The 23,527-nt window shown below is 70.6% G+C and carries 21 protein-coding genes; 10 read left to right on the forward strand and 11 right to left on the reverse strand.

The genetic code is table 11. The features are described 5' to 3' along the window. Window positions 1-9 precede the first annotated feature (9 nt). Genes ACIRR9_RS21735 through ACIRR9_RS21745 form a run of 3 tightly spaced genes read right to left on the reverse strand, consistent with a single transcriptional unit; the run spans window position 10 to window position 3,150 of the window. Complete coding sequence (locus tag ACIRR9_RS21735) at window positions 10-873, reverse strand: ABC transporter permease (RefSeq protein ID WP_403754159.1); 864 nt, start codon at window positions 871-873, stop codon at window positions 10-12. A gap of 3 nt (window positions 874-876) precedes the next feature. Beyond that, a complete protein-coding gene (locus ACIRR9_RS21740) occupies window positions 877-2,079 on the reverse strand; it encodes an ABC transporter substrate-binding protein (RefSeq protein ID WP_403754162.1) in 1,203 nt (400 codons plus the stop codon). A gap of 39 nt (window positions 2,080-2,118) precedes the next feature. Continuing rightward, window positions 2,119-3,150, reverse strand: coding sequence for an ABC transporter ATP-binding protein (locus tag ACIRR9_RS21745; RefSeq protein ID WP_403754165.1), 1,032 nt, complete (start codon window positions 3,148-3,150; stop codon window positions 2,119-2,121). A gap of 123 nt (window positions 3,151-3,273) precedes the next feature. Here ACIRR9_RS21745 and ACIRR9_RS21750 point away from each other — a divergent pair, with 123 nt between their 5' ends. Continuing rightward, complete coding sequence (locus tag ACIRR9_RS21750; RefSeq protein ID WP_403754168.1) at window positions 3,274-4,014, forward strand: FadR/GntR family transcriptional regulator; 741 nt, start codon at window positions 3,274-3,276, stop codon at window positions 4,012-4,014. Window positions 4,015-4,047: 33 nt separating this feature from the next. Then, window positions 4,048-4,842 carry a cache domain-containing protein gene (locus ACIRR9_RS21755; protein WP_403754171.1) on the forward strand — a complete coding sequence of 265 codons (795 nt, stop codon included), beginning with the start codon at window positions 4,048-4,050 and terminating at the stop codon, window positions 4,840-4,842. Window positions 4,843-4,894: 52 nt separating this feature from the next. On the opposite strand, the gene ACIRR9_RS21760 is transcribed toward ACIRR9_RS21755, so the two are convergent. Then, complete coding sequence (locus ACIRR9_RS21760) at window positions 4,895-5,566, reverse strand: hypothetical protein (protein ID WP_403754174.1); 672 nt, start codon at window positions 5,564-5,566, stop codon at window positions 4,895-4,897. 226 nt (window positions 5,567-5,792) lie between these two features. On the opposite strand from ACIRR9_RS21760, the gene ACIRR9_RS21765 reads away from it, so the two are divergent. The 3 genes from ACIRR9_RS21765 (at window position 5,793) to ACIRR9_RS21775 (ending at window position 7,470) form a co-directional block, all read left to right on the forward strand. Further along, window positions 5,793-6,449 (forward strand): helix-turn-helix domain-containing protein, encoded by a 657-nt coding sequence (locus ACIRR9_RS21765; protein ID WP_403754177.1) that lies wholly within the window; start codon window positions 5,793-5,795, stop codon window positions 6,447-6,449. 37 nt (window positions 6,450-6,486) lie between these two features. After that, complete coding sequence (locus tag ACIRR9_RS21770; RefSeq protein WP_403754430.1) at window positions 6,487-7,026, forward strand: toxin-antitoxin system, toxin component; 540 nt, start codon at window positions 6,487-6,489, stop codon at window positions 7,024-7,026. 216 nt (window positions 7,027-7,242) lie between these two features. Continuing rightward, on the forward strand, window positions 7,243-7,470 hold the full coding sequence (locus ACIRR9_RS21775) for a hypothetical protein (RefSeq protein ID WP_403754180.1): 228 nt from the start codon (window positions 7,243-7,245) through the stop codon (window positions 7,468-7,470). Between the two features lie 14 nt (window positions 7,471-7,484). Here the strand turns inward: ACIRR9_RS21775 and ACIRR9_RS21780 are convergent, their stop codons facing one another. Beyond that, window positions 7,485-8,165 (reverse strand): 4'-phosphopantetheinyl transferase superfamily protein, encoded by a 681-nt coding sequence (locus ACIRR9_RS21780; RefSeq protein WP_365335212.1) that lies wholly within the window; start codon window positions 8,163-8,165, stop codon window positions 7,485-7,487. Next, complete coding sequence (locus tag ACIRR9_RS21785; RefSeq protein ID WP_365335210.1) at window positions 8,113-9,018, reverse strand: metallophosphoesterase; 906 nt, start codon at window positions 9,016-9,018, stop codon at window positions 8,113-8,115. The genes ACIRR9_RS21780 and ACIRR9_RS21785 overlap by 53 nt, the downstream gene beginning before the upstream one ends. A gap of 324 nt (window positions 9,019-9,342) precedes the next feature. Between ACIRR9_RS21785 and ACIRR9_RS21790 the strand changes: the two genes are divergently transcribed. After that, window positions 9,343-10,476, forward strand: a complete 1,134-nt coding sequence (locus ACIRR9_RS21790) for an ATP-grasp domain-containing protein (protein ID WP_403754183.1) — start codon at window positions 9,343-9,345, stop codon at window positions 10,474-10,476. Between the two features lie 171 nt (window positions 10,477-10,647). After that, entirely contained in the window at window positions 10,648-12,327 is a 1,680-nt protein-coding gene (locus ACIRR9_RS21795; protein ID WP_403754186.1) for a carbohydrate binding domain-containing protein, read from the forward strand. A gap of 55 nt (window positions 12,328-12,382) precedes the next feature. Here the strand turns inward: ACIRR9_RS21795 and ACIRR9_RS21800 are convergent, their stop codons facing one another. From ACIRR9_RS21800 to ACIRR9_RS21820, 5 genes are all read right to left on the reverse strand, one after another. Beyond that, complete coding sequence (locus ACIRR9_RS21800; RefSeq protein WP_403754189.1) at window positions 12,383-13,255, reverse strand: sulfotransferase family protein; 873 nt, start codon at window positions 13,253-13,255, stop codon at window positions 12,383-12,385. A 192-nt stretch (window positions 13,256-13,447) separates the two neighbouring features. Further along, a complete protein-coding gene (locus ACIRR9_RS21805) occupies window positions 13,448-14,698 on the reverse strand; it encodes an alpha-L-fucosidase (protein WP_403754192.1) in 1,251 nt (416 codons plus the stop codon). A 4-nt stretch (window positions 14,699-14,702) separates the two neighbouring features. Then, window positions 14,703-17,747, reverse strand: a complete 3,045-nt coding sequence (locus tag ACIRR9_RS21810) for an alpha-mannosidase (protein WP_403754194.1) — start codon at window positions 17,745-17,747, stop codon at window positions 14,703-14,705. A 48-nt stretch (window positions 17,748-17,795) separates the two neighbouring features. Beyond that, window positions 17,796-19,133 (reverse strand): 6-phospho-beta-glucosidase, encoded by a 1,338-nt coding sequence (locus tag ACIRR9_RS21815; protein ID WP_403754197.1) that lies wholly within the window; start codon window positions 19,131-19,133, stop codon window positions 17,796-17,798. Further along, on the reverse strand, window positions 19,130-19,894 hold the full coding sequence (locus ACIRR9_RS21820; RefSeq protein WP_384567895.1) for a DeoR/GlpR family DNA-binding transcription regulator: 765 nt from the start codon (window positions 19,892-19,894) through the stop codon (window positions 19,130-19,132). The genes ACIRR9_RS21815 and ACIRR9_RS21820 overlap by 4 nt, the downstream gene beginning before the upstream one ends. Window positions 19,895-20,021: 127 nt before the next feature. Here ACIRR9_RS21820 and ACIRR9_RS21825 point away from each other — a divergent pair, with 127 nt between their 5' ends. The 3 genes from ACIRR9_RS21825 (at window position 20,022) to ACIRR9_RS21835 (ending at window position 23,439) form a co-directional block, all read left to right on the forward strand. Then, window positions 20,022-21,041, forward strand: coding sequence for a carbohydrate kinase family protein (locus tag ACIRR9_RS21825; protein WP_403754200.1), 1,020 nt, complete (start codon window positions 20,022-20,024; stop codon window positions 21,039-21,041). A 108-nt stretch (window positions 21,042-21,149) separates the two neighbouring features. After that, window positions 21,150-22,427 carry an ABC transporter substrate-binding protein gene (locus ACIRR9_RS21830; RefSeq protein WP_403754203.1) on the forward strand — a complete coding sequence of 426 codons (1,278 nt, stop codon included), beginning with the start codon at window positions 21,150-21,152 and terminating at the stop codon, window positions 22,425-22,427. A 34-nt stretch (window positions 22,428-22,461) separates the two neighbouring features. Continuing rightward, window positions 22,462-23,439 carry a carbohydrate ABC transporter permease gene (locus ACIRR9_RS21835; protein WP_403754433.1) on the forward strand — a complete coding sequence of 326 codons (978 nt, stop codon included), beginning with the start codon at window positions 22,462-22,464 and terminating at the stop codon, window positions 23,437-23,439. Window positions 23,440-23,527: the final 88 nt, after the last annotated feature.

A 23,527-nucleotide genomic window follows, 5' to 3' on the forward strand; every position in this document is an offset into this window, starting at 1 on the left:
CACCCGTCGTCAGAGGCTGCTCAGCGCCCCCGTGCGCCGCATCGCCAGCAGGTACAGCACGATGACGACGACCGGGACGGTGGCGAGCGCGGCGGCCATGGGCAGGTTGAGTTCGATGTTGGCGTAGACGAGGTTGCCGATGAGCTGGGACTTGCCGCCGACGATCTGCACGGTGATGTAGTCGCCGAGGCTGAGCGAGAAGGTGAACACCGATCCGGCGGCCACCGACGGCAGCACCATCGGCAGGACCACGGACCGGAAGGTCCGCCAGGCGCGGGCGCCCAGGTCCGCCGACGCGTCGAGCAGGTTGTCCGGCAACTGCTCCAGCGCGGTGTGGATCGGCAGGATCATGTACGGCAGCCACAGGTACGTCAGCGTGAGCACGGTGGCCGGCAGCCCGAAGCCGGGTCCGCTGAGCCCGAACGGCTTCAGCATCCAGTCGGCGAGGCCGCCCTCGGAGAGGATCAGTCGCCATGCGTACACCTTGACCAGGTAACTCGCCCACAGCGGGGTGAGGATGGCGACCACGAGGAGCGGGCGCCGGCTCGGCCTGGCCACCCTCGCCGTGTAGAAGGCGACCGGGAAGGCGATCACCGCGCACAGGACGGTCACCGCGAGGGCGACGCCGACGCTGCGCAGGATGACCTGCCGGAACACCGGTGTGGTGAACAGCTCGTGGAAGTTGTCGGTCGACCAGACCTTGACGACTTCCGAGGTGAAGGAGTCCGTCGTCCAGAACGCCGAGACGAACAGCACGGCCAGGGAGCCGAGGTAGAGCACGGCCAGCCACAGCAGCGGGGCGGTCAGCAGCAGGGCGAGGCGGAGCCGGGGGCGCCGGTGCAGCGCCCCCGCGGTCCGGGTGAGCACGGTCATGGCTCAGCCCTTGATCTCGGTCCAGGCCTGCACCCACTTGGCGTACGGCACGCACTTGACGTCGGTGCGGCCGTCCAGGCACTGCTCGATGGGCGTGTTCCAGAAGGCGATGTTCTTCCAGTAGGTCTCGTCGGCCGCCTGGTAGGTGGTGCAGAAGTTCTTGTCGGCTGTCAGGTCGCAGGACTTGGCGTTGGCCGGGGCCTCGCCGAAGTACTCGGCGACCTCGGCGTTGACCTTCGGGGAGACGATCCAGTTCAGCCACTGGTAGGCGCAGTCGGGGTGCTTGGCCTTGGCGGAGACCATCCAGGTGTCGGACCAGCCGGTCGAACCCTCCTTGGGCACGAAGGCCTTGACCTTGGCACCCTCGCCGGCGGCGAGGTTGGCGATGACCTGCCAGCTGGTGCCGATGACGGAGTCGCCGCTCTTGAAGGCGGAGATCTCCTTGAGGTAGTCGCTCCAGTACTCGCCGATGTCCGCGTTCTGCTGCTTCAGCAGGGCGACGGCCGCGTCGAACTGCTTCTGGTCGAGCGCGTAGGGGTCCTTGATCTTCAGCTCGGGCTTGGTGGCCTTGAGGTACAGGGCCGCGTCGGCGATGTAGATCGGCGAGTCGTACGCCGTCACATGGCCCTTGTACTTCGCCGCGTCGTCGAAGACTGCGGACCAGGAGGTGGGAGCGGGGCTGACCTTCTGGGTGTTGTACATCAGCAGGTTGGCGCCGCGGCCGTGCGGGATGCCGTACATCTGGCCCTTGACGGAGTTCCAGGCACCGTTCTTCAGGCCGCTGAAGATGTCCTTGTAGTTCGGTACGAGCTTGGTGTTGACGGGGGCGGCGTCGCCGGAGGCGATCAGGCGCAGGGAGGCGTCGCCGGAGGCGGAGACCGCGTCGTACTCGCCGGTCTTCATCAGTTTGACCATCTCGTCGGAGCTGGCCGCGACCTTGGAGTGGACCTGGCAGCCGGTCTGCTTCTCGAAGTCGGTGACCCAGTCGACCTTGGGGTCGTCGGAGCCGTCCTCGACATAGCCGGCCCAGGCGATCAGGTTGACCTCGCCCTCGGACTTGCCGAGTTTGGCGAGCGGCTTGAGGTCGGGCGGGTTGAGTCCGGTCGAGGAGCCGGAGGCGGAGGAGCCGCAGGCGGTGGCGGCCAGCAGCAGGGCGGCCACGGCTGCCGAGGCGAGGGGACGGTTGAGGCGCACGACGTACTCCATACGTGAGGGACGGCGGATCCGGAGGCGAGGGACGGCGGATCAGTCGGGGACGTGGACGGTGTGCCGGCGCTGCCAGCGCAGCCGGACGCGGGTGCCGCGGTAGGCGGCGACGTCCTCTGCGGAGGTGTCGAGGTTCTGCTGGAGCGCGGTGAGCCGGCCGCCGCCGTCCAGGTCGACCAGGAAGCGGGTGGCGTCGCCGAGGTAGACGACCTCGGCGACGGTGCCTACGGCGTCGGCATGCCCTTCCCCGTCCGGGTCGGCGGTCTCCTGGAGGACCCGGATCTTCTCGGGCCGGATGCTGTGGGTGCCGTCCTCGCCGAGCACCCGGCGGGCGGTGTCGCCGGTGAGCAGGTTGGAGGTGCCGACGAAGGAGGCGACGAACGGGCTGGCGGGGCGTTCGTAGATCTCGGCGGGGGTGCCGACCTGTTCGATGCGGCCCTGGTGGAAGACGGCGACGCGGTCGCTCATCGTCAGGGCCTCCTCCTGGTCGTGGGTGACGAAGACGAAGGTGATGCCCACCTCGCGCTGCAGGGCCTTGAGTTCGATCTGCATCTGTTCGCGCAGTTTGAGGTCGAGGGCGCCGAGGGGTTCGTCGAGGAGCAGGACGCGGGGGCGTCCGACGAGGGCGCGGGCCAGGGCGACGCGCTGGCGCTGGCCGCCGGAGAGCTGGGACGGGCGGCGGCCGCCGTAGCCGTCCAGACGGACCTCGGTGAGCGCTTTGCGGGCGCGGACCAGGCGTTCGGCCTTGGGGACGCCGCGGACCTTGAGGGAGTAGGCGACGTTCTGCTCGACGGTCATGTGCGGGAACAGGGCGTAGTCCTGGAAGACGGTGTGCACGTCCCGTTCGAAGGGGGCGCGGCCGGTGACGTCCTGTCCGGCGAGTTCGATCACGCCCGAGGTGGGGGTCTCGAAGCCGGCGATCATCCGCAGGACGGTGGTCTTGCCGGAGCCGGAAGGGCCGAGCATCGAGAAGAACTCGCCGTCGCGGATCTCCAGGTCGACTCCGGTCACGGCGGTCGTGTCGCCGAACGACTTCCGCAGATCCCGCAACCGGATCGCGCTGGCCTCCATGGGCGGGAACCTTTCTGCCGCTCTCTTGCGTTGCACCTGGTGAGCGGAAAGATATGAAGTCATAGTTCAGAGCTCAAGACCCCTCTGAGGTAAAGCTTGGGTCAACGCATAGGGTGGTGGGCCGTGAGACAGCAGCAGACGGACGGCGGCGCCCGAAAGGCCGTCTTCGCCCCGGTGGACAGCGGGGCCCGGGTGGACGCCGTGGTGCGCCGGATCGGCGACGCCATCGAGCTCGGCCTGCTCGCCGACGGGGAGCAGCTGCCCGGCGAGACGGAGCTGGCCGGACAGCTGGGGGTGTCCACGGTGACCCTGCGGGAGGCGTTGATGGCACTGCGCCAGCAGGGCCTGGTCGTCACCCGCCGGGGCCGCGGCGGCGGCAGTTTCGTCTCCCTCCCCGACCTTCCCGGTGCGGAGCGGCTCAGGGAACGCCTGCGCGGCTGGAGCCCGGAGGAGCTGCGCGACCTCGGCGACCACTGGGCGGCCCTGTCCGGCACCGCCGCCCACCTCGCGGCCGAGCGCACCGAGGACCACGATCTCGACCAGCTCAGGCGCACCACCGAGGAACTGTGCAAGGCGCCGGACGCGGCGGCGCGCAGCCGGGTCTACGGCCGTTTCCATGTGGAGCTGGCCGCCGCGGCGCAGTCGGCCCGGCTCACCCGGGAACAGGTCGCGCTCCAGACGGAGGTCGGAGCGCTGCTCTGCCTTGTGCTCGGCGACGATGAATATCGTGAAGAGGTGGCGGACCGTCACCGATCCGTAATCTCGGCCGTGCAGGATGGGGCGCACCCATCGGCCAGGGAGCTGGCCGAGCGGTGCGTACGGGACTCGACGGCACGGCTCATCGCCCTGCGTCTGGCCCTGTAGCCGCGCCCGGTCCCCCGTCCGCTGGAGGGCAGCATGAGCCGCAGCACCGCCCCCTCCGGTCCGCCGACCACGACACTGGACGCCGGCGCCGACACCGAGGAGTACGTCGCCGCGCGGGTCGGCCGTGCCCTGGAGGCGGTGTTCGACGCCGTCGCGCAGACCCGTGCCGACACGACCGCGCTACTGGCCCGGGTCGCCGCCGAGGGCCGCCGGCCCGTGACCGCCGATCTCGCCGCACTGCGCCCCGGGCTCCATCTGCGCCTGACCCGGCAGGAACTGGTCTCCGGCGTCGGCTTCGTGGCCGCGCCCGGTCTGCTGGCCGATGTCCCGGCCTGGCTGGAGTGGTGGCAGACCGACGCCCAGGGAGACGTACGGCCGCTGCTCCTCGACCTCGACCCGCGGTCGTCGGCCTACTCGGACTACACGCACTGGGATTGGTTCGCGCTGCCCCGGGACACCGGACGGCGGGCGGTGGCCGGGCCGTACGTCGACTACCTCTGCTCGGACGAGTACAGCCTCACCCTGTCCGCGCCGGTGGAGGTGGGCGGGCGCTTTCTGGGCGTGGCGGCGGCCGATGTGTACCTGCGCCACTTCGAGGCGGCCGCGCTGCCCCTGCTGCGGGAGCTGCCCGGGCCCGCCCGGCTGGTCAACGCCCGGGGCCGGGTGGCGGCGTCGGCGGACCCGGCACATCTGGCCGGATCCCTGACCAGGGGGCCGGACTTCGCCGGCGTCCTGGAGAGCGGACGGCCGGGCGTCTTCGACGGGACCCGGCTGGTGCCCTGCCGGGGCGTGCCGCTGGTCCTGGTCGTGGCCCCGGAACGGGGATGAGGCCGACGTCCGGCCCGGCGCCGTCGGCGACCTGAACGCCGGCGGTGCCGGGTCAGGCTCCGGGGGCCGGAACGACGGTCAGATGGGCGCCCAGGCCGCCGGGCCTGCGGGAGCGGCGGGGGGCGGCCACGGGCCGGGGGGTGGCGCGCAGTACCAGGGTGTAACGCGCGTAGCCCAGGTCCTGAAGGGTCTTGGGGGTCTCGCTGACGACCCGGCACTCGGTGGCGCCCAGCAGCGGGTCCGGGTGGTGCAACGGGCGGACGGCACCGTCGAGCTGAGCGCCGTCCTCGCCGACCGCGCGCAGCCAGTGCGGCAGCCCCTGCCGGAAGGCGGCCTCCATGATGGGGTCCTGGGCGATCTCCCGGCGGATCGACTGGAGTTCGGGGTCGTGGCCGTACCGTTCCAGGGTGGTCTTGAACTGTGCGAGCAGCGGCAGGCACCAGCCGGCCTCGTGCGCGCCGAGCACCGAGCCGGCGTCCGGGTGGAAGAGGACGAAGCGGAGGAAGTTGTCCCCCGGCATGGCGGTGGGGTGCGGGGCGACCGCGCGGAAAAGTGTCCCGAACGCGCCGTTGGCCAGCACGACGTCCCAGCGGTGGTCCACGACCAGGGACGGGAAGGGGACCGCGTCCAGCAGCAACGCGTAGTCCTGGAGATACGCCTGGACCTCAGGACTCTCGGGGACGGGCCGCGGCGCCGGCCGCCGCCCACCTGCCTGATATGCCATCGGGAGGTCACCCCTCTTGCCTATGCGGCCTTCTCGCGGCGATGTGATCCTGCTGCTCCACCTGGAGTCATGTCAACTATCGTGGCATTCCATGCCCGTTGACGGCCGAAATTGGCCACAGTTGTGGCGAGACCTGGATGTGAGTTCGAACGACCGGCTAATCTCCCGTGAGTTCACGGCTTGTGAGAAGTCCCTGCTTCCCCTGAGAGACACAGGAGTTCTGTCGGTGACGGATGGCTACGAGGATCCGGGCGCCACGGCGACCGCCCAGCTGCCGGCCGACGTCGCCCGCGTCACCGCGCTCGCCGGCCGGCTCGGGGTACGGCATGCCGAGGTCTTCGACGTCGGGCGGCTCTCCTATGCCTCCGGTGTCCCCGAGTCCGTGGTGCGGGCCCTGCTGAGCGGCCGGCCCGCGGGCGAGCCGGACGTCCAGGCGCGCTTCCTGCAACGCCTCGACCTGCTGCGCCGCACCCGCCTCAAGCCCAATGGCCGGAAACACACCCAGCAGGAGATCGCCGACGGCGCGGGCATGTCCCGGCAGCAGGCCGGGGCGCTGCTCAACGGCGACCGGCGGCCGACGATGGAGCACTGCGACGCCCTCCAGCGGTTCTTCCGGGTGCACGCCGGCTTCCTCACCGCGGAGGACCCGGAGGCCCTCGCGGGCGCCCTCCAGCGGGTCGAGCAGGAGCTGCTGCAGAAGCTGGCCGACCGGGAGCGGGCCGCGGCCGAGGCCGCCGAGGACCCCCTGGAGCGGCTGCTGCAGGACCACGGGGTGCGCGGGATCGCCTGGCGGGCCGCCCAGCTGCCCACCGACCAGCACCGGGACAAGGTCGCCGAATGGCTGGACATGCTCCTGGAGAGCGTCAAGCGGCCCGAGTCGTGAGCTGAGCTGAGGGAGAACAGTGGGCATCGGCAGGGACATGCGCCGGCTGAGCGGTGAGCTGGTCGGGGAGCTGACCCTGCCCGCGCCCGCCCCGCCGCAGGAGCTGTACCGGGCACTGTGCGACGCCATGGGCCGCCGCCGCGGCCGTCCCGTGCTGTTCCGCACGGCCGTCTTCCCGCCCGGCACGGCCAGCGGGCTCTGGCTCGACCTGGCCGACAGCGACCTGGTCGTCGTCGAGGAACGCACCGCTCCCGATCACCAGTTGGTGATCCTCGGCCACGAACTGTGGCACATGCACGCCGGGCACCACGGCCATGACGTCGAGGGGGTCGGGGTGGCCGCACGGCTCCTCACCGAGAGGACGGGCGGCGAGCAGGCCGCGGTCCAGGCGGCCGTGTTGCGGGTCGCCGCCCGCACCCGCTGCGACCGGGCCGAGGAGCGGGACGCGGAGACCTTCGGGCTGCTGCTGGCCAGCAAGTGCCGGACCTGGCTCGCCGGTTCGGCCCTGCGCGGGCCGGTACGGCGGCACGACGTCGCGGGGCGTATCGAGGCATCGCTCGGCTATCCGGGGAAGTGAGCCCCGCCGGGCCGGAATCCGTTGCCGGAACAGCGAAGAGACGTTCCCTCAGGGGGGCTCGCGGCGCGGTTGCGCGTCGGCTGAGCGGGGGAACCGAGGTGTGGCCGGACGGCGTTGTCAGTGGCGCGCGGCAAGCTGGAGGGTGCGCACCGCACACGCGGTGGGCCCGCGCCGCACGGGCGTGTGACCGCGACGACCGACGGGGAGAGCCGACCCATGCCCACCGCTGTACTGACCGACCAAGAGCGCACCGCCGTCCAGGCCTATCTGCGGCTGCTGCACACGGTGCGCGCGGCCTTCGACGGACCACCCGGCGAAGACCGGCCCCCGCTCGTACCACCGGCCGTGTTCGCCGAGGCCGAGGAGGCCCTGACCCGAGCGGGACTGGCGGGCAACGAGGAGGCGTTCTTCCGGTTGCTGCACGACTGGTGCCCGCCCGTCTGAGCCGACGGGGGTGGTCAGGGGTGCGGCACCACCACGGCCGAGGCCAGCATGCCGTACCCCGCGCCCCAGCGGCCCTCGAAGACCTGCAGGCGCCGCCCGCCGACCGTCGGGCCGGGGACCAGGAGGCGGGCGCGCAGCGTGCCGTACGGCCGTTCACCGGGCTCCGGGAAGAGCTCGATGTCGGCCTCCATGAAGTCCAGCCACTTCCCGGTGAGGGGGAACCACGCCTTGTAGACGGATTCCTTGGCGCTGAACAGCAGGCGGTCCCAGTGCACGCCGGGCCGCTCCGCGGCGAGCCGGCCCAGCCGCTCCTGCTCCGAGGGCAGCAGCACCGACTCGCCGACGCCCTCGGGCAGCGGGCCCTGCGGTTCGGCGTCGATACCGATCGACGCCAGGTCGGCGGCGCGGGCCAGGGCGGCGGCGCAGTAGCCCTCGCAGTGGGTCATGCTGCCGATCAGCCCGTCCGGCCAGCGCGGTGCCCCCCGCTCACCGCTCACGACCGGCTGTGGCGGGACCCCCAGCTTCTCCATGGCGCTGCGGGCGCAGGCGCGCACGGCGGCGAACTCGCGGCGCCGCTTGGGCACGGCCCGCGCGACGATCGCCTCCTCCTCGGGGTAGAGCGGGGCCTCGCGGATCGCCTCGTCACCGAGCATCTCCACGACCACCACCGAGTCCGGGAGCAGCTCCTCGATCACCGGTTCCGACCTCCATCGGCAGTATGCGGCGCAGTTCGCCCGGCGGCCGGGAGCGCTTGCGCCACTCGCGGGGGTATCCCACGGAGACCTCTTCGAAGCGGACGCCTTCGTGCCAGGTGGTGCGGGGGATGTGCAGATGACCGTAGACCATGGTGTCGACGCGGAATCTGCGGTGCCAGTCGGCGGTGAGTGTGGTGCCGCACCACATGGCGAACTCCGGGTGCCAGAGCACGTCCGTGGGGTGCCGGTCCAGCGGGTAGTGGCCCGCCAGCACGGTCGGCAGGTCCTCGGGCAGCTCGGCGAGCCGGCGCTCGGTGGCCTCGACCCGGGCCCGGCACCAGGCCTCGCGGGTCGGGTAGGGGTCGGGGTGCAGCAGGTACTCGTCGTTGCAGACGACGCCGGTGCCGTGCGCGTAGGCGAGGCCCTCCTCCTTGGTGGCGCAGCCGGCCGGCAGGAAGGAGTAGTCGTACAGCAGGAACAGCGGTGCCACGACGACCGGGCCGCCCGGGCCCTCCCAGACCGGGTAGGGGTCCTCGGGGCTGACCACGCCCAGTTCCCGGCAGAGCTCGACGAGGTGCTCGTAGCGGGCGACGCCGCGCAGGGTCACCGGGTCCTTGGGATGGGTCCACAGGTCGTGGTTGCCGGGTGCCCACAGCACCTTGCGGAAGCGGCCGGCCAGGGTTTCGAGGGTCCAGCGGATGTCGGCGACGGTCTCCGCGATGTCACCGGCGACGATCAGCCAGTCCTGGTCCGTTTCCGGTCGCATTTTCCCGACGAGCTCGCGGTTCTCCGGGTACGTGATGTGCAGGTCGCTGATGGCCAGCAACCGCCCGGCACCGGCCGTGGACTCCACCCCGTACCCCTTCCGATCATGTCGTCTCCACCCACCACAGCACACCACGGGCACGGCGAACAAGGGGACCCGGCCGACCGGGCGTATGCCCGTCACCGGCCAGTCAAGGAAACCGGCAGGGACGGCGCAGGAAAACGCGCGTGGACACTCCGGGGAAATCCGTAACACTGGCGTTGCACGCGGGGCCCCTTGGAAGCCGTATGATCCCCCCAACACCACCGCCACGAACTTCCCTTCGACCAGGGCGGTTTGGTGACCCTCCAACCACCCTGCCCGGGCACGGGCTCGCTGAGCCCTGCCCAAAAACCCCGGAAGGCGGCATTAATGCGCTCTCGCGTACGCGTCTGGCTCAACCGCACGTACGCGGAGAACGTGTTCTTCATGGATCAGCTGCGGAAAAATCCCAGCGACCGGGCGGTCGAGATCCATGCGACGCACGGTGACGCCGACTCCCCCGTACTGGCCGCCGCCGACACCGCCGACATGGAGCCGGAGGGCCTGTCCCCGGCCGCCTACGTCGAGTACGCGCTCGACCAGTGCCAGCGCCGTGGCATCGATGTCTTCGTGCCCCGGCTGCACCAGTCGGCGATCGTCGCCCACCGCGCCGACTTCGAGGCGGTCGGTACGGCCCTGCTGGCGCCGACGCCGGAGGGGACCGCGGTCTTCGAGGACAAGGCGACCGCGTACGAGGCGGTCGCCGCCGTCGGCGTGCCGGTGCCGCCGTGGTGGCGGGTCCGTACGGCGGACGAACTTCTCGACGCGGTGGAGAAGTTGGAGGCTGATGGGCACAAGGCGTGCTTCAAGCCCGCGGCCGGTGCGGGCGGGGTGGGCTTCCGGGTGATCACGCGCGCCCCCTTCTCGCTCTTCCACCTCAGCGGGTTCCCCGGGCCGTACGTCCAGCTCGACCTGGTCGTCAACGCGCTGCAGGAGGCCGATCACCCGGTGGACTGGCTGGTGATGCCCCGTCTGGAGGAACCTGAGGTGTCCGTGGACTGCCTCACCGGTCCCGACAACCTGGTCCGGATGGCCGTGGGCCGTACGAAGAAGGGCCGCCGGCGCGGTTTCACCCTCGACGAGCGGTGGCTGGAGCCGGCGCGGATCATCGCCGAGGGCTTCGGGCTGCACTACCTGTCCAACATCCAGTTCCGGATGTACGGCGACGAGCCGGTCCTGCTCGACGTCAACACGCGGCCCGCGGGCGGGTTGCACCAGCTGTCCCTGTGTGGCGTCAACGCGCCCTGGGCCGCGGTGCAGTTGGCGCTGGGTGAGGACCCGGGGGTGATCGAGCCGCCGTTCCTGGGGCAGGACTACGCGGTGGTTTCGGGGCCGCGTCCCGTACTGCCGTCCGTGCCGGTGGCGCGGGAGGAGGAGGCGGCGGAACTGGTGCTGCCGGTGCCGGTGGCTGCGCCTGTTGCCGTGAGTTCGGTGGAAGCTGCGGCCGAGGTGCTGCCACTTTAGGTCGTCGGCCGGGTGCGGCATCGTCGTGGTTGCTCGCGCAGTTCCCCGCGCCCCCGAGTTTCTCATCTCACCGGTATGGACCAATTCACGTTCGTCTTCTTGACACGCGGATTGGTCCATACCAACTTTGTTGCGCACTCCCGAACACCCCCATTCCTTCAGGGAGATCGTGTGCGCAACTCACTCAGACGTTCCAGACATCGGATACCCGCCCTGCTCGGGTCCGCCGCACTCGCGCTCGCCGGGGCGATCGCGCTGCCCGGTACCGCGCAGGCGGCCAACGTCCTGTCCAACCCCGGCTTCGAGTCGGGGAGCCTCTCGCCCTGGTCCTGCTCCGGGAACCTCGGCTCGGTCGTGTCCTCCCCCGTGCACGGTGGCTCCAAGGCCCTTGCGGGGGCCGTGAGCTCCAGCGACACCGCCCAGTGCACCCAGACCGTCGCCGTGCAGCCCAACACGACGTACTCGCTGAGCGGCTGGGTCCGCGGCTCGTACGTCTATCTCGGGGTGACCGGCGGCGCCTCCACCTGGACCACCTCGCCGTCCCAGTACAGCCAGCTGAGCGTCTCCTTCACCACTGGCGCCTCGCAGACCAGCGCGCAGATCTACGTCCACGGGTGGTACGCCCAGGGGACGTACTACGCCGACGACATCAGCCTCGACGGGCCCGGCGGCAGCTCGGACACACAGGCGCCCACCGCGCCCACGAACCTCGCCTCCACCGGGAAGACCTCGTCGAGCGTGTCGCTGTCGTGGTCGGCCGCGACGGACAACGTCGGGGTGACGGCGTACGACATCTACAGCGGGTCCAGCCAGGTGGCGAGCGTCTCCGGGACGTCCGCCACGGTGAGCGGACTGTCGGCCGGCACGGCGTACACGTTCACGGTGAAGGCGCGGGACGCGGCCGGGAACGTCTCGGCGGCCTCCAACGCCGTGTCCGTGACCACGAACGCGGGCAGCGGTGGCGGCACCGGCTTCAAGCAGGCCGCACCCTACCTCTTCGAGGGCTGGGGCGACCCGCCGAGCCCCTCCACCGTGATGAGCGCGACCGGCATCAAGAACTTCACCATGGCCTTCGTGCTGGACTCGGGCGGCTGCACCCCGGCCTGGGACGGCAGCAGGGCGCTCACCGGCGGCGTCGACCAGACCGCGATCAACCAGATCCGGGCGGCCGGCGGTGACATCACCCCGTCGTTCGGCGGCTGGCAGGGCAGCAAGCTCGGCGCCAACTGCTCCTCCGCGAGCGCGCTGGCCGGAGCGATCCAGAAGGTGATCGACGCCTACGGTCTCAAATCCGTCGACATGGACATCGAGAACACGGACGAGTTCGAGAACGAGGCCGTGCAGGCGAAGATCCTGACCGCCCTGAAGACGGTCAAGGCCAACAACCCCGGTCTGAAGACGATCGTCACCTTCGGGACGTCCACCACCGGGCCGACGTACTACGGCAACAGGCTGATCGAGCAGGCTCAGTCGATCGGCGCCGACATCGACGTCTTCACGATCATGCCGTTCGACTTCGGCGGCGGCTCCGATATGTACGGCAACACCGTCGCTGCGGCCGAGGGGCTGAAGACCAAGCTGAAGTCCACGTTCGGCTGGGACGACGCGACGGCCTACGCGCACATCGGGATCTCCGGCATGAACGGGCTGTCCGACCAGCAGGAGACCACGACCCCGGCGATCTGGACCCAGATCCGTGACTGGGGGAACTCGCACCACATCGCCCGGCTCGCGTTCTGGGCGGTCAACCGGGACCGCGGCTGCGCGGGCGGCGGCGTGGTGAGCAACTGCTCCGGGATCAGCCAGAACAACTGGCAGTTCACCTCGATCACGGCCGGCTTCACCGGCTGAGCGAGCGGCCGGTTCGACCGGCCGAGCGGGCAGGGACCGAACGGCGTGGGGGTGCCTAGACCGGGTACCCCCACGCCTTCGCTATCTCCGCGAGCCGGGGCGGGAGTTCGGCGCCGGGGTCGGCCTGCCGGGCGGCCTGGACACGGCCGGACCTGATCTCCTCGCTCCAGTCGCCGAGCTTGGGGCGGAAGGTGCCGTGGTCCTGGGTGCCGTAGTCGAGCATGCCGCTCTCCCAGGGGACACCGAGGTACTCGCACAGGTCACGGGTGACCCGCTCCGGTTCGGCGGTCAGGTCCTCGTAGGTGATCACATGGGCGCCGGGGAGCTGCTGCCGGGCCTCTTCCAGCTTCTCGGCGTAGCCAAGGACCTCACCGCGGATCTGGTCGTGGTCGGGTTCGGCGCGGCGGCTGGTCAGGGACTGGATGACGGCGCCGGGGTGGCGCAGCAGCAGGACGAACCGGGCCTCGGGCCAACATCGGTGCAGCCGCGGCCACATGAGGGTGTTCGGCGGGGTCTTGTCGACGATGACGTCCTTGCCGCTGCGGGAGAGTTCGAGATGCAGCACGCGGTCCCACAGGACGTGCTCCAACTCGTCCTTGTCCAGGGCGAGTTCCTTCATGGCGTCCGCCGTGAACTCCCGGGACATCCGGACGTGGACCGTGCGCAGATGCATCTCGTGCGGGGCGCGGATGCGGCTGTGGCTGTTCAGCAGCACCCGCAGGAGGGTGGAGCCGGAGCGCACCGAGGAGAGGACGAAGACCGGGGACTGCACCAGGCGCGGGGCGAGCGGGGCCACATAGCCGTCAAAGGGCTGCTCCGGCCCGACCGGGCGCTGCGTCGGGATCCCGTCCAGGGTCCTGCGCGGCGGGCTCACCGCCTGCGCCATGAGCCGTCCGCGGCGCTTGAGCCCCTTGGCGATCGCTGACATTCGCGGGTCTCGCACGGTGATGCCTCTCTCTCGTCCCTGCCGTCACGCATCCCAGGGGTGCCAAGCGAACTCAAGGTGTCCAAGAGGCGAACCAACAGGGTCACGGCGGCCCGAAAAGCCGCCGTGACCTGCGCACTTACCGATCTCTTAATTCTTCATATGAGAATCTCCGGCTTTTATGGACGAAGAACCTCAGAACCGGCCGGATCCCCGGTACAGCTCCAGCTCCCCGTCGAGTTCGACGGCGAGCACGGTGGCGTACGGGTCGAGGTCGGCCTCGGCCGGCGGGTCGATCCACAGCACGCCGACCGCCTCGTGCAGTCCGCCGACCACCCGGTGGCCGAGTTCGGTGCCGGTGCCGAGCACGGTCACCTTGGTGACCTTCGTGGCGAGGCCGCGGACACCGATCTCGGCGCGCGGGGCGTCGAACAGGGTGAGATAGAGGGTACGGCGGTCCGCGGAGAGCGTGCTGGGGCCGTAGTGGTGCCCGGCGGGCAGCCCGCGGACCGTCCCGTACACCGCCTCCGCATGCCTGCGGATCCACTCCCCCAGCCCTTCGAGGCGCTCCACCTGCGGCTGCGGGATGGTGCCGTCCTCCATGGGGCCGACGTCCAGCAGCAGGTTGCCACCGCCGCCGATGGTCTCGGTGAAGTAGCGGATCAGCTGGGCCAGTGACTTGTGGTTGTGGTCGTGGTGCTGGTAGCCCCATGAGTCGTTGATCGTCAGGCAGAGTTCCCAGGGGCCCTCCGGGGGCACCACGGGGGCGCCCTGCTCGGGGGTCGCATAGTCCCCCTCGCCGAGCATCCGCGCGTTGAAGACGACGTGCGGGACGTACGAGCGGATCAGCGCGGCAAGTTCGGGGATCCGCCACTGCTCCTCGCTGCGGTCCCACTCCCCGTCGAACCACATAAGGTCCGGCCGGAAGCGGGACGCCAACTCCGTCATCTGGCCGTCCCGGTAGACGATGAAGCGTTCCCAGGCGGCCAGGTCCTCGTCCTCGGCCGCCACCTCGGAGTAGCGGTTGTCCTCCTGCTCCGGCGGGCGGCCGGGCTTGCGGGTGGAGGCGTAGTCGGGGTGGTTCCAGTCGGAGTGGGAGTAGTAGAGACCGACCTTCAGCCCCTTCTCGCGCAGGGCCTCGGCATAGGGGCCGAGGTAGTCCTTGCCGAGGTTGAGGTCGCCGTACTCCGTGTCCCACAGGGCCACACCGTCATGGTGACGGCTCGTCAGCACAGCGTACTTCGCGCCGGCGCGGGCGAACAGGTCCGCCCACGCCTTCGGGTCGTACGCGGCGCCCGTGAACCGGCCCAGCTGGGACATGTACTGCTCGTGCGGCACGATGTCGTCGTAGAAGGACCAGGACTCCTGGACGCCGTCCACGGCGTAGATGCCCCAGTGCACGAAGATCCCCAACTTGGCGTCGGTGAACCAGGGTTGCATCGGCATACGGTCAGCCCCTCCGCAGCCGGAGGGTGAGGATCTGGAAGGGGCGCAGCTCCACCGCGACGGTGTCGCCGTCGGTGGCCGCGTCCTCCAGGGGGCGCTCCAGCAGGTCGGTGACCTGGGCGCCCGCGAGCGGGAAGCCGGTGCGCAGGACGCCCTGGGCGCGGCCGCCCCGGGACTCGTAGAGCCGGACCACGACATCGCCGGAGACGTCGTCGGCGAGCTTGACCGCCTCGACGGTCACACCCGCGCCGTCCACCGAGACCACCGGCTGCGGCTCGCCCGCCGAATCGGCCACCCGGAGCGGGAGGTTGAGGGCATAGCCGGCCGCGACCGCGTCCTCGATGCTCGCGCCGGGCAGCAGGGAGTAGGTGAAGCGGTGGCGGCCCTGGTCGGCACCCGGGTCCGGGACGCGCGGGGCGCGGACCAGGGAGAGGCGGACCGTGGTGGTCGTGCCGCCGTCCTCGCGGACCGTGCGGGAGACGTCGTGGCCGTACGTCGAGTCGTTGATGACGGCGACGCCGTAGCCGGGCTCGGCGAGGTGCACCCAGCGGTGGCCGGAGACCTCGAAGCGGGCCGCCTCCCAGCTGGTGTTGGTGTGGGTGGGCCGCTGGACGTGGCCGAACTGGATCTCGGCGGAGGAGTGCGCGGCGCGGATGTCCACCGGGAAGCCGGCCTTGAGGAACTTCTCGGCCTCGTGCCAGTCGATGTCCGTCTCGAAGTCGATCCGGGGGCTGCCGGCGCGCACGGTGATCGTCTGGACGATCGTCGAGCCGTTGCCGAACGGCCGGGTGATCCGGACCGAGCCGAGCAGCGGGTCCTCGTCGACGACCGTGATCTCGGAGGGGTCGAGGAGGTCCGTGTAGCGGTTCTTGTAGTGCTTGTCGACGTCCCAGGCGTCCCAGTAGTTCGGGAGGTCGGTGTGCAGCCGGAGCAGGTTGCCCTGGTCGGCGAGGACCTCGCGCCCGGCTCGGTGGTCGTACACGGAGGACAGCGTGCCGTCCTCGGCGATCTCCACGCGCACCAGGCCGTTGTCGATGACCCGGCCGGTGACGGTCACCGGCCTCGGGGCCTCGGCGCCGCCCGTCAGCGGGGCGCTGCCGCTCGCGGGGACCTCGACGTACACCGGGGTGCCCGCGCCGTCGCGGACGACCTCCGCACGGTCGTAGGGGCTGGTGTTGAAGACCCGGGAGGTGCCGCCGCCCAGCGCGGTGACCGCCTCGGCGGTCAGGACCTCCAGTTCCTCGGCGACGCGGGCGTACTCGGCCTCGGCCTCGCGGTGCACCCAGGCGATCGAGGAACCCGGCAGGATGTCGTGGAACTGGTGCAGCAGGACCGTCTTCCAGAGCCGGTCGAGCTTCTCGTGCGGGTAGCTGTAGCCGGGCGCGTGCAGGGCTGCCGTGGTCGCCCACAGCTCCGCCTCGCGCAGCTTGTGCTCGCTGCGCCGGTTGCCCTGCTTGGTGCGGGCCTGGGAGGTGTAGGTGGCGCGGTGCAGCTCCAGGTAGAGCTCGCCGACCCAGACCGGGGCGTCCTCGTACTCGGCGCGGGCCTTGGCGAAGAAGGCGTCCGGGTGCTCGACCTCGACGCGCGGCGAGCCCTCCAGGTCCTTCAGACGGCGGGCGCGCTCCATGATCTCGCGGGTGGGGCCGCCACCGCCGTCGCCCCAGCCGAACGGGGCCAGCGAGCGGGTGGCGGCGCCCTTCTCGGCGTAGTTGCGGACCGCGCGGGACATCTCCTCGCCGCTGAAGCGGGCGTTGTAGGTGTCGACCGGCGGGAAGTGCGTGAAGATCCGGGTGCCGTCGATGCCCTCCCACCAGAAGGTGTGGTGGGGGAACTTGTTGGTCTGGTTCCAGGAGATCTTCTGGGTGAGGAACCACTCGTTGCCGGCCAGCTTGGCGAGCTGCGGGTAGGCCGCGTTGTAGCCGAAGGAGTCCGGCAGCCAGACACCCTTGGTCTCGATCCCGAAGTGCTCGATGAAGAACCGCTTGCCGTGCACGAGCTGGCGGGCGATCGCCTCGCCGCCGGGGAGATTGCCGTCGGACTCGACCCACATGCCGCCGACCGGGGCCCACTGGCCCTTCTTCACGGACTCCTGGATCCGGGCCCAGACCTGCGGGTAGTTGTCGCGCACCCACTCGTACTGCTGGGCCTGCGAGCAGGCGAAGATGAACTCCTCGTACTCGTCCGCCAACGATGTCACGTTGGAGAAGGTCCGGGAGGTCTTGCGCTTGGTCTCGCGGATCGGCCACAGCCAGGCCGAGTCGATGTGTGCGTGGCCGACGCCGGAGATGACGTGCGCGCTGGCGTGCGCGGGCTTGGACAGCGCGGGCTTGAGGGCCTCGCGGACGGCGGCGGCCGAGCCGGAGATGTCGTCCAGGTCCAGCAGGTCCATCGCGTGGTCGAGGGCGTGCGCGATCTCGTGCCGGCGCGGGTCGTGCTCGCCGAGCTCCAGCATCAGCTCGCGCAGCACCTGGATGTCGAGGTCGAGGTGCCAGACGTCCTCGTCGAGGACGGCGATGTCGGCGCGCTTGAAGGTGTAGAGCGGCTTGTCGCCGGCCGTCAGGACATCGCCGAGGGGCGTGGGCTCGCGGAAGTCGTTGGCGAGGATGTCGGGGTTGGAGGCGGCCTCGACCAGGTAGTCGATCACCTCGCCGCCGGTCGCCGGGTCGGCGATCCGCACGTACTGGTTGAGCGGGTTGACCGCCTTCAGCGGGGTCCCGTCGGTCAGGTGCACCAGGGCCTCGGCCTGGTTGCCGGGCCAGTCGCCCACGAACCCGAGGTCGATGACGGCCTCGACCCGGCGGCCCGCGAACTCCGCGGGCACCTCGCCGTGCATCCGGAACCAGGTGGTGCCCCAGGGCGGGCCCCACGGGGTGTCCATGGCGAACGGCTCATAGGGGGCGGCCGCGGCCTCCTCGAAGGAGACCGGCTCCCCGGGGGCCTGCCAGGCGGTCACCTCGAAGGGGACGGTGGCCGCGTAGATCGCGGGCTTGATGCGCTGGTTCTGGAGGCGCTCTACGCGCTCCTCGATCCGGCGGCGTTCGTCGTGCATGGAAGTCTCCAGAAGAGGGTGAGAAAGCGCTTTCCGATCCGCTGACGTCTACTTTAGATAACCCAGGCCGGGGTGGACCGAGGTGTACCCCTCCACCAGCCGGCGGGCCACGTTCACCGAGTCGACCAGCGGGTGCAGCGCGAACGCCTTGACGGCCGTCGTGCGGGACCCGGACTCGGCCGCGGCGAGCACCTCGCGCTCGACGGCCTTGACCGCGCAGACAAGACCGGTGGCGTGATCAGGAAGCGGTTTGACGGCGACCGGGTGGGCGCCGTTGGCGTCGACCAGGCAGGGCACCTCGATGACGGCCTCGCCGTCGAGCGCCGAGAGGGTGTCGCGGTTGCGGACGTTGAGGATCAGGGTGGTGCGTTCGTCGCGGGCGATCGCCCGCATCAGGGCCAGGGCGACCTTCTCGTAGCCGCCGGAGAGGTCGTCGGCGTCGCGCTCGCCGGCGCCGGCCGTCTCCCGGTTCTCGGCCATGTAGGTGGCCTCGCGCTCGGCGCGGGTGCGGTCCCAGACGTCCAGGGCCTTCGCACCGGGCTCCGTGACCGCCTCGTAGAAGTGCGCCTGCTGGTCGCGGAGGAAGGCGCCGCGGGTCTTCTCGGCCTGCTGGTAGGCGCGGACGGCCTCGCGGTTGAAGTAGTAGTAGTGCAGGTACTCGTTCGGGATCGCGCCCAGGGACTGCAGCCAGTCGACGCCGAAGAGCTTGCCCTCCTCGAAGGAGCCGAGCAGGTCGGGGTCGGCGAGCAGGCGCGGGAGCTCGTCGCGGCCCGCGATGTGCAGGCCGCGCACCCAGCCGAGGTGGTTGAGGCCGACGTAGTCGATCCAGGCCTCCTTCGGGTTCCCGCCGAGCACCCGGGCGATCCGGCGGCCGAGGCCGACCGGGGAGTCGCAGATGCCGATGACGCGGTCGCCGAGGTGGCGGGACATGGCCTCGGTGACGAGGCCGGCCGGGTTGGTGAAGTTGATGACCCAGGCGTCGGGGGCGAGCCGGGCCACCCGCCGGGCGATGTCGACGGCGACAGGGACGGTCCGCAGCCCGTAGGCGATGCCGCCCGCGCCGACGGTCTCCTGGCCGAGGACGCCCTCGGCCAGGGCCACCCGTTCGTCGTCGGCCCGGCCCGCGAGGCCGCCGACGCGGATCGCGGAGAAGACGAAGTCGGCGCCGCGCAGTGCCTCGTCCAGGTCGGTGGTGGCGGTCACGGCGGGGGCGTCGGGCACGTCCGCGGCCTGTTCGGCCAGGACCCGGGCGACCGCGGAGAGCCGGCCGTCGTCGAGATCGTGCAGCACGACCTCGGTGACCCGCCCTTCGGCCCGGTCCGCCAGCAGTGCGCCGTACACGAGCGGCACGCGGAATCCGCCGCCGCCAAGAATCGTCAGTTTCACGTTTGAGCCTTTCCTGCCAGGACCACGTCGACACCGGCCTCCTCCAGGGCGGACCGGGTCGCCGGGTCGACCGACGCGTTCGTCACCACCACGTCCAGGTCCTCGGGACCACAGACCTTCGCCATGCCCGTACCCGGGAACTTCGCCGCGTCGGCGAGCAGGACGACCTTGTCGCTCGCCTTGATCATGGCGCGCTTGACCGGCACCTCGACGACCGTCGTGTCCATCACCTGACCGCCCGGACGCACCCCGCTGGTGCCGAGGAACAGCCAGTCCGCGTGCAGCTGGCGCAGGTTGTCCTCGGTGAGGAAGCCGACCAGGGACCGGTACTCGCGGCGGAGCATGCCGCCGAGCAGCACCAGCTCTATGCCCTCGTCGTCGGCGAGCTCCTCGTAGACCACCAGGTTGCTGGTGATCACGGTGAGGCGGCGGCCGTGCAGCTGGCGGGCCAGCCGGTAGGCGGTGGTGCCGATGTCCAGGAGCACCGACTGGCCGTCGGCGACCATCGACGCGGCGTGCGCGGCGATGGCGTCCTTCTCGGCCACCCGCACCTCGGCGACCTCGGCAAAGGGCTGATCGCCCTCCTCCGCGACCGCTCCGCCGTGCACCCGGGTGAGCAGCCCGTCCTCCTCCAGCTTGACCAGGTCGCGCCTGATCGTGGCCGGGCTCACGCCCAGCTGTTCGGAGAGGTCGGTCACAGCGGCGGGCCCGCCGGAGCGCAGGGCCCGCAGGATGAGTTGATGTCGTCGTTCTGCCAGCACGCGGCGAACACTACTCGTCATCTTCAATCAAATCCATGCTCACTTCTGCTCGGGTATTGACCAATCTCCCGGATCAGCGCACGATTCCCGTCATCAAAATGACGAGTTTTGACGAGAGGGTGTGCGCGTGGACGACGACAGGCCCGATGTGCTGCTGACCGGGCTGCTCTTCTACGACCTCGTCCTCACCGGGCTCGGGAAGCCGCCGACGCCGGGCGAGGAGATCTGGACGTCCGGTATGGGCTGCGGCCCCGGCGGCATCGCGAACCTCGCGGTGGCCGCGGCCCGGTTCGGCCTGCGTACCTCGCTGGCCACGGTCTTCGGCGACGACTTCTACGGCGCCTACTGCCAGGAGGTCCTGGCCGGCCAGGAGGGCGTCGACCTCTCGCTCTCCCGCGTCGCGGACGGCTGGCCCACCCCCGTCACCGTCGCCCTCGCCCACGGCCAGGACCGCGCCCTGGTCACCCACGGCCAGGAACCGCCGTACTCGCAGGACGTGCTGATGGGCGACCCGCCCGAGGCGCGTACGGCGCTGGTGCACATCGAGGCCGAGCCGCGCGAGTGGATCGCCAAGGCGGCCGCGAACGGCACCCGCATCTACGCGGACGTCGGCTGGGACCCCACCCAGGAGTGGTCCCGCGACCTCCTCGACCAGCTCGCCCTGTGCCACGCCTTCCTCCCGAACGAGACCGAGGCCATGGCCTACACCCGCACCGACAGCGCGCGGGCCGCGCTCGGCACGCTCGCCGAGCTGGTCCCGGTCGCGGTGGTGACGCGCGGCGGGGACGGCGCGCTGGCCGTCGACCAGACCACCGGCGAGTACGCGGAGGTCCCGGCCCTGGCCGTCGACGTGCTGGACGCGACGGGCGCCGGCGACGTCTTCGGGGCGAGCTTCGTGGCCGCCTCGCTCGGCGGCTGGCCGCTGGCGGACCGGCTGCGGTTCGCCGTGCTCGCCGCGGGTCTCTCGGTCGGCCACCACGGCGGGGCACTGGCGGCACCCGGCTGGTACGGCGTGGACCGCTGGTGGCGGTCGCTGACCGACCCGGACCTCAAGCACGCCTACGGCTTCCTGGCCGACCGCATCCCGGCCGATATCGGCCCGCCGGTGCACCACGCCCCCGTCACACCGCCCGCCCCGCAGCACTGACCCGCACCCGATCCACAGCCCCACGCCCGACAGCCCGACGCCCCACACCACCACGCCCCTCAGTACCACGCCCCTCAGTACCACGAACAGGAACAACAGGAGTGACCCGTGGACCTTTCACGTAGAGGCTTCCTCCAGGCCGCCGCGCTCACCGCGGCCGCGTCCGGCCTGACCGTCGCATGCGGCGGCTCAGGATCGGGCGGCACCAAGAACGGCAAGAACCTCACCCTGTGGTACTGGGGCGGTGCGCTCAGCGACAAGGTGGTTGCGGAGGCGAAGACCCACTTCAGCGGCGCGGTGACGCTGACCGCCGCCTCCATCGGCGGCGACTTCAAGCAGAAGCTCACCACCACGCTCGCCGCGGGCGGCTCCTCCGTGCCCGACATCACGGGCATCAAGGGCGAGGACATAGCCTCCTTCCTGCCCAACGCCTCCCGCTTCCTCGACCTGAACGACCTGGGCTTCAAGAAGCTGTCCTCGCAGTACCTGGGCTGGAAGACCAAGCTCGCCCAGACCAGCGACGGCAAGCAGATCGGCTTCCCGATCGACATCGGCCCCACCGCGCTCTTCTACCGCGAGGACCTGTTCGCCAAGGCCGGCGTGGCCACCGACCCCGCCAAGGTCGCCGCCCTGGTCACGACCTGGGAGGACTACTTCCAGCTCGGCCTGGAGGTGCAGAAGAAGAACCCCGGCACCTACCTGGTCAACAACCTCGGCTCCATGTTCGACATGACCATCGGCCAGGGCACCCAGCGGTTCATCGACAAGAACAACCACTTCATCGGCGACCAGGACCACATCCGCGCCGCGTGGACCACGTCGGTGCGCCCCTACACCCTGGGCCTCGACGCCAAGATCAACGACAACTCCTGGAACGCCGCCGTCGGCAAGAACCTCCTCACCGAGCTCGGCGCGGCCTGGCACGCGCTGGACATCGAGCAGGCGGCCCCGCAGACCAAGGGCAAGTGGCGGGTGTGCGCGATGCCCGTCGGACCGGCCAACCAGGGCGGCTCCTACCTGGCCCTGCCCAAGCAGTGCCGCAACCCCGAAGAGGCCTTCAAGATCATCAGCTGGATCCTCAGCCCGGCCAACGACGCCCGCGGGTTCACCGACGCCGCCATCTTCCCCGCCGCCCCGGCCGCGTACACCATGCCGGCCATGACGGGCCCCGACGCCTTCTTCGGCGGACAGAAGATCATCGAGGTCTTCGGACCGGCCGCCAAGTCCGTCCCGGCCGCCTACGAGGCCCCGGCCGACGCCGCCGTCATGGCCCCCTACAAGACGGAGCTGACCAACATCGAGGCCAAGGGCAAGAAGCCCGACGACGCCTGGAACGACGCGGTCAGCCAGGCCAAGCAGATCGCCCGGCGGCAGGGGGTGAACTGAGGTGACGTCACCTCCGGTGACCGGTCCCGCCGCGGTGCCCGAACACCGCGGCGGGCCGGGCCCGGCCCGGTTCCGCCCGCGGCGCGCCACGCCCGCGGGCACCACCGCACGGCCCAAGCGGCGCGGCCCGCTGGCGTACTGGCGGCAGTACCTGGCGATCTCGCCCTTCTACCTGATCTTCGCCGCGTTCTCCTTCTTCCCGGTCTTCTACTCGCTGTACCTGGCCTTCCAACGCTGGGACGGCCTCGGCGACATGCAGTTCGTGGGCCTGCAGCAGTTCAAGTTCCTGTGGTCGGACCCGGTCTTCTGGCTGTCGATCCGCAACACCCTGGTGATCTGGGTGCTGTCCACCGTGCCCACCCTGCTGGGCGCCCTGGTGCTGGCGACGCTGCTGCACTCGGTGCGCCGCTTCAAGGGCTTCTACCGCATCGCCCTCTACGTACCGAACGTCACCTCGATCGTGGCCGTGGCGATCTTCTTCGGCGCGGTGTTCAGCAACAACTTCGGCCTGGTCAACGCGATCCTGGGCACGGTCGGCATCTCGCCGGTGCCGTGGCTGAGCAACCCGTGGCTGATCAAAGTGGTCATCTCGCTGCTGATGACCTGGATGTGGACCGGCTACAACATGATCATCTACCTGGCCGGTCTCCAGGCGATCCCGACCTCGATCTACGAGGCGGCGAAGATGGACGGCGCCGGCCCGGTCCGCACGTTCTTCCAGATCACCGTCCCGATCATGCGGCCGATCATCCTGTTCACCGTCATCATCTCGACGATCAACGGTCTGCAGAGCTTCAGCGAACCCCAGGTCCTGTTCGCCAACAACGCCGCCAACGCGAACCTCGGCGGCCCGGGACAGGCCGGTCTGACCACGCTGCTGTACTTCTACCAGTCGGCCTTCCTCAACAACGACTACGGCTACGGCGCCGCCATCGTGTGGGCCTTCTTCCTGCTGATCATCGTCCTCGTCGCCGTCAACTGGCGCATCACCCAACGAGGGAGGAAGCCGTGACCACAGCCGACCCGACAGCCGCTCCGACGGCCGACCCGACGCGGCCGGCCCCGCGCGCGAGGCGGCTGCGCCGCCCCAAGGGCCTGAC

Origin of the sequence: Streptomyces sp. NPDC101234 (assembly GCF_044767525.1) — a bacterium.
Lineage (GTDB): Bacteria > Actinomycetota > Actinomycetes > Streptomycetales > Streptomycetaceae > Streptomyces > Streptomyces sasae.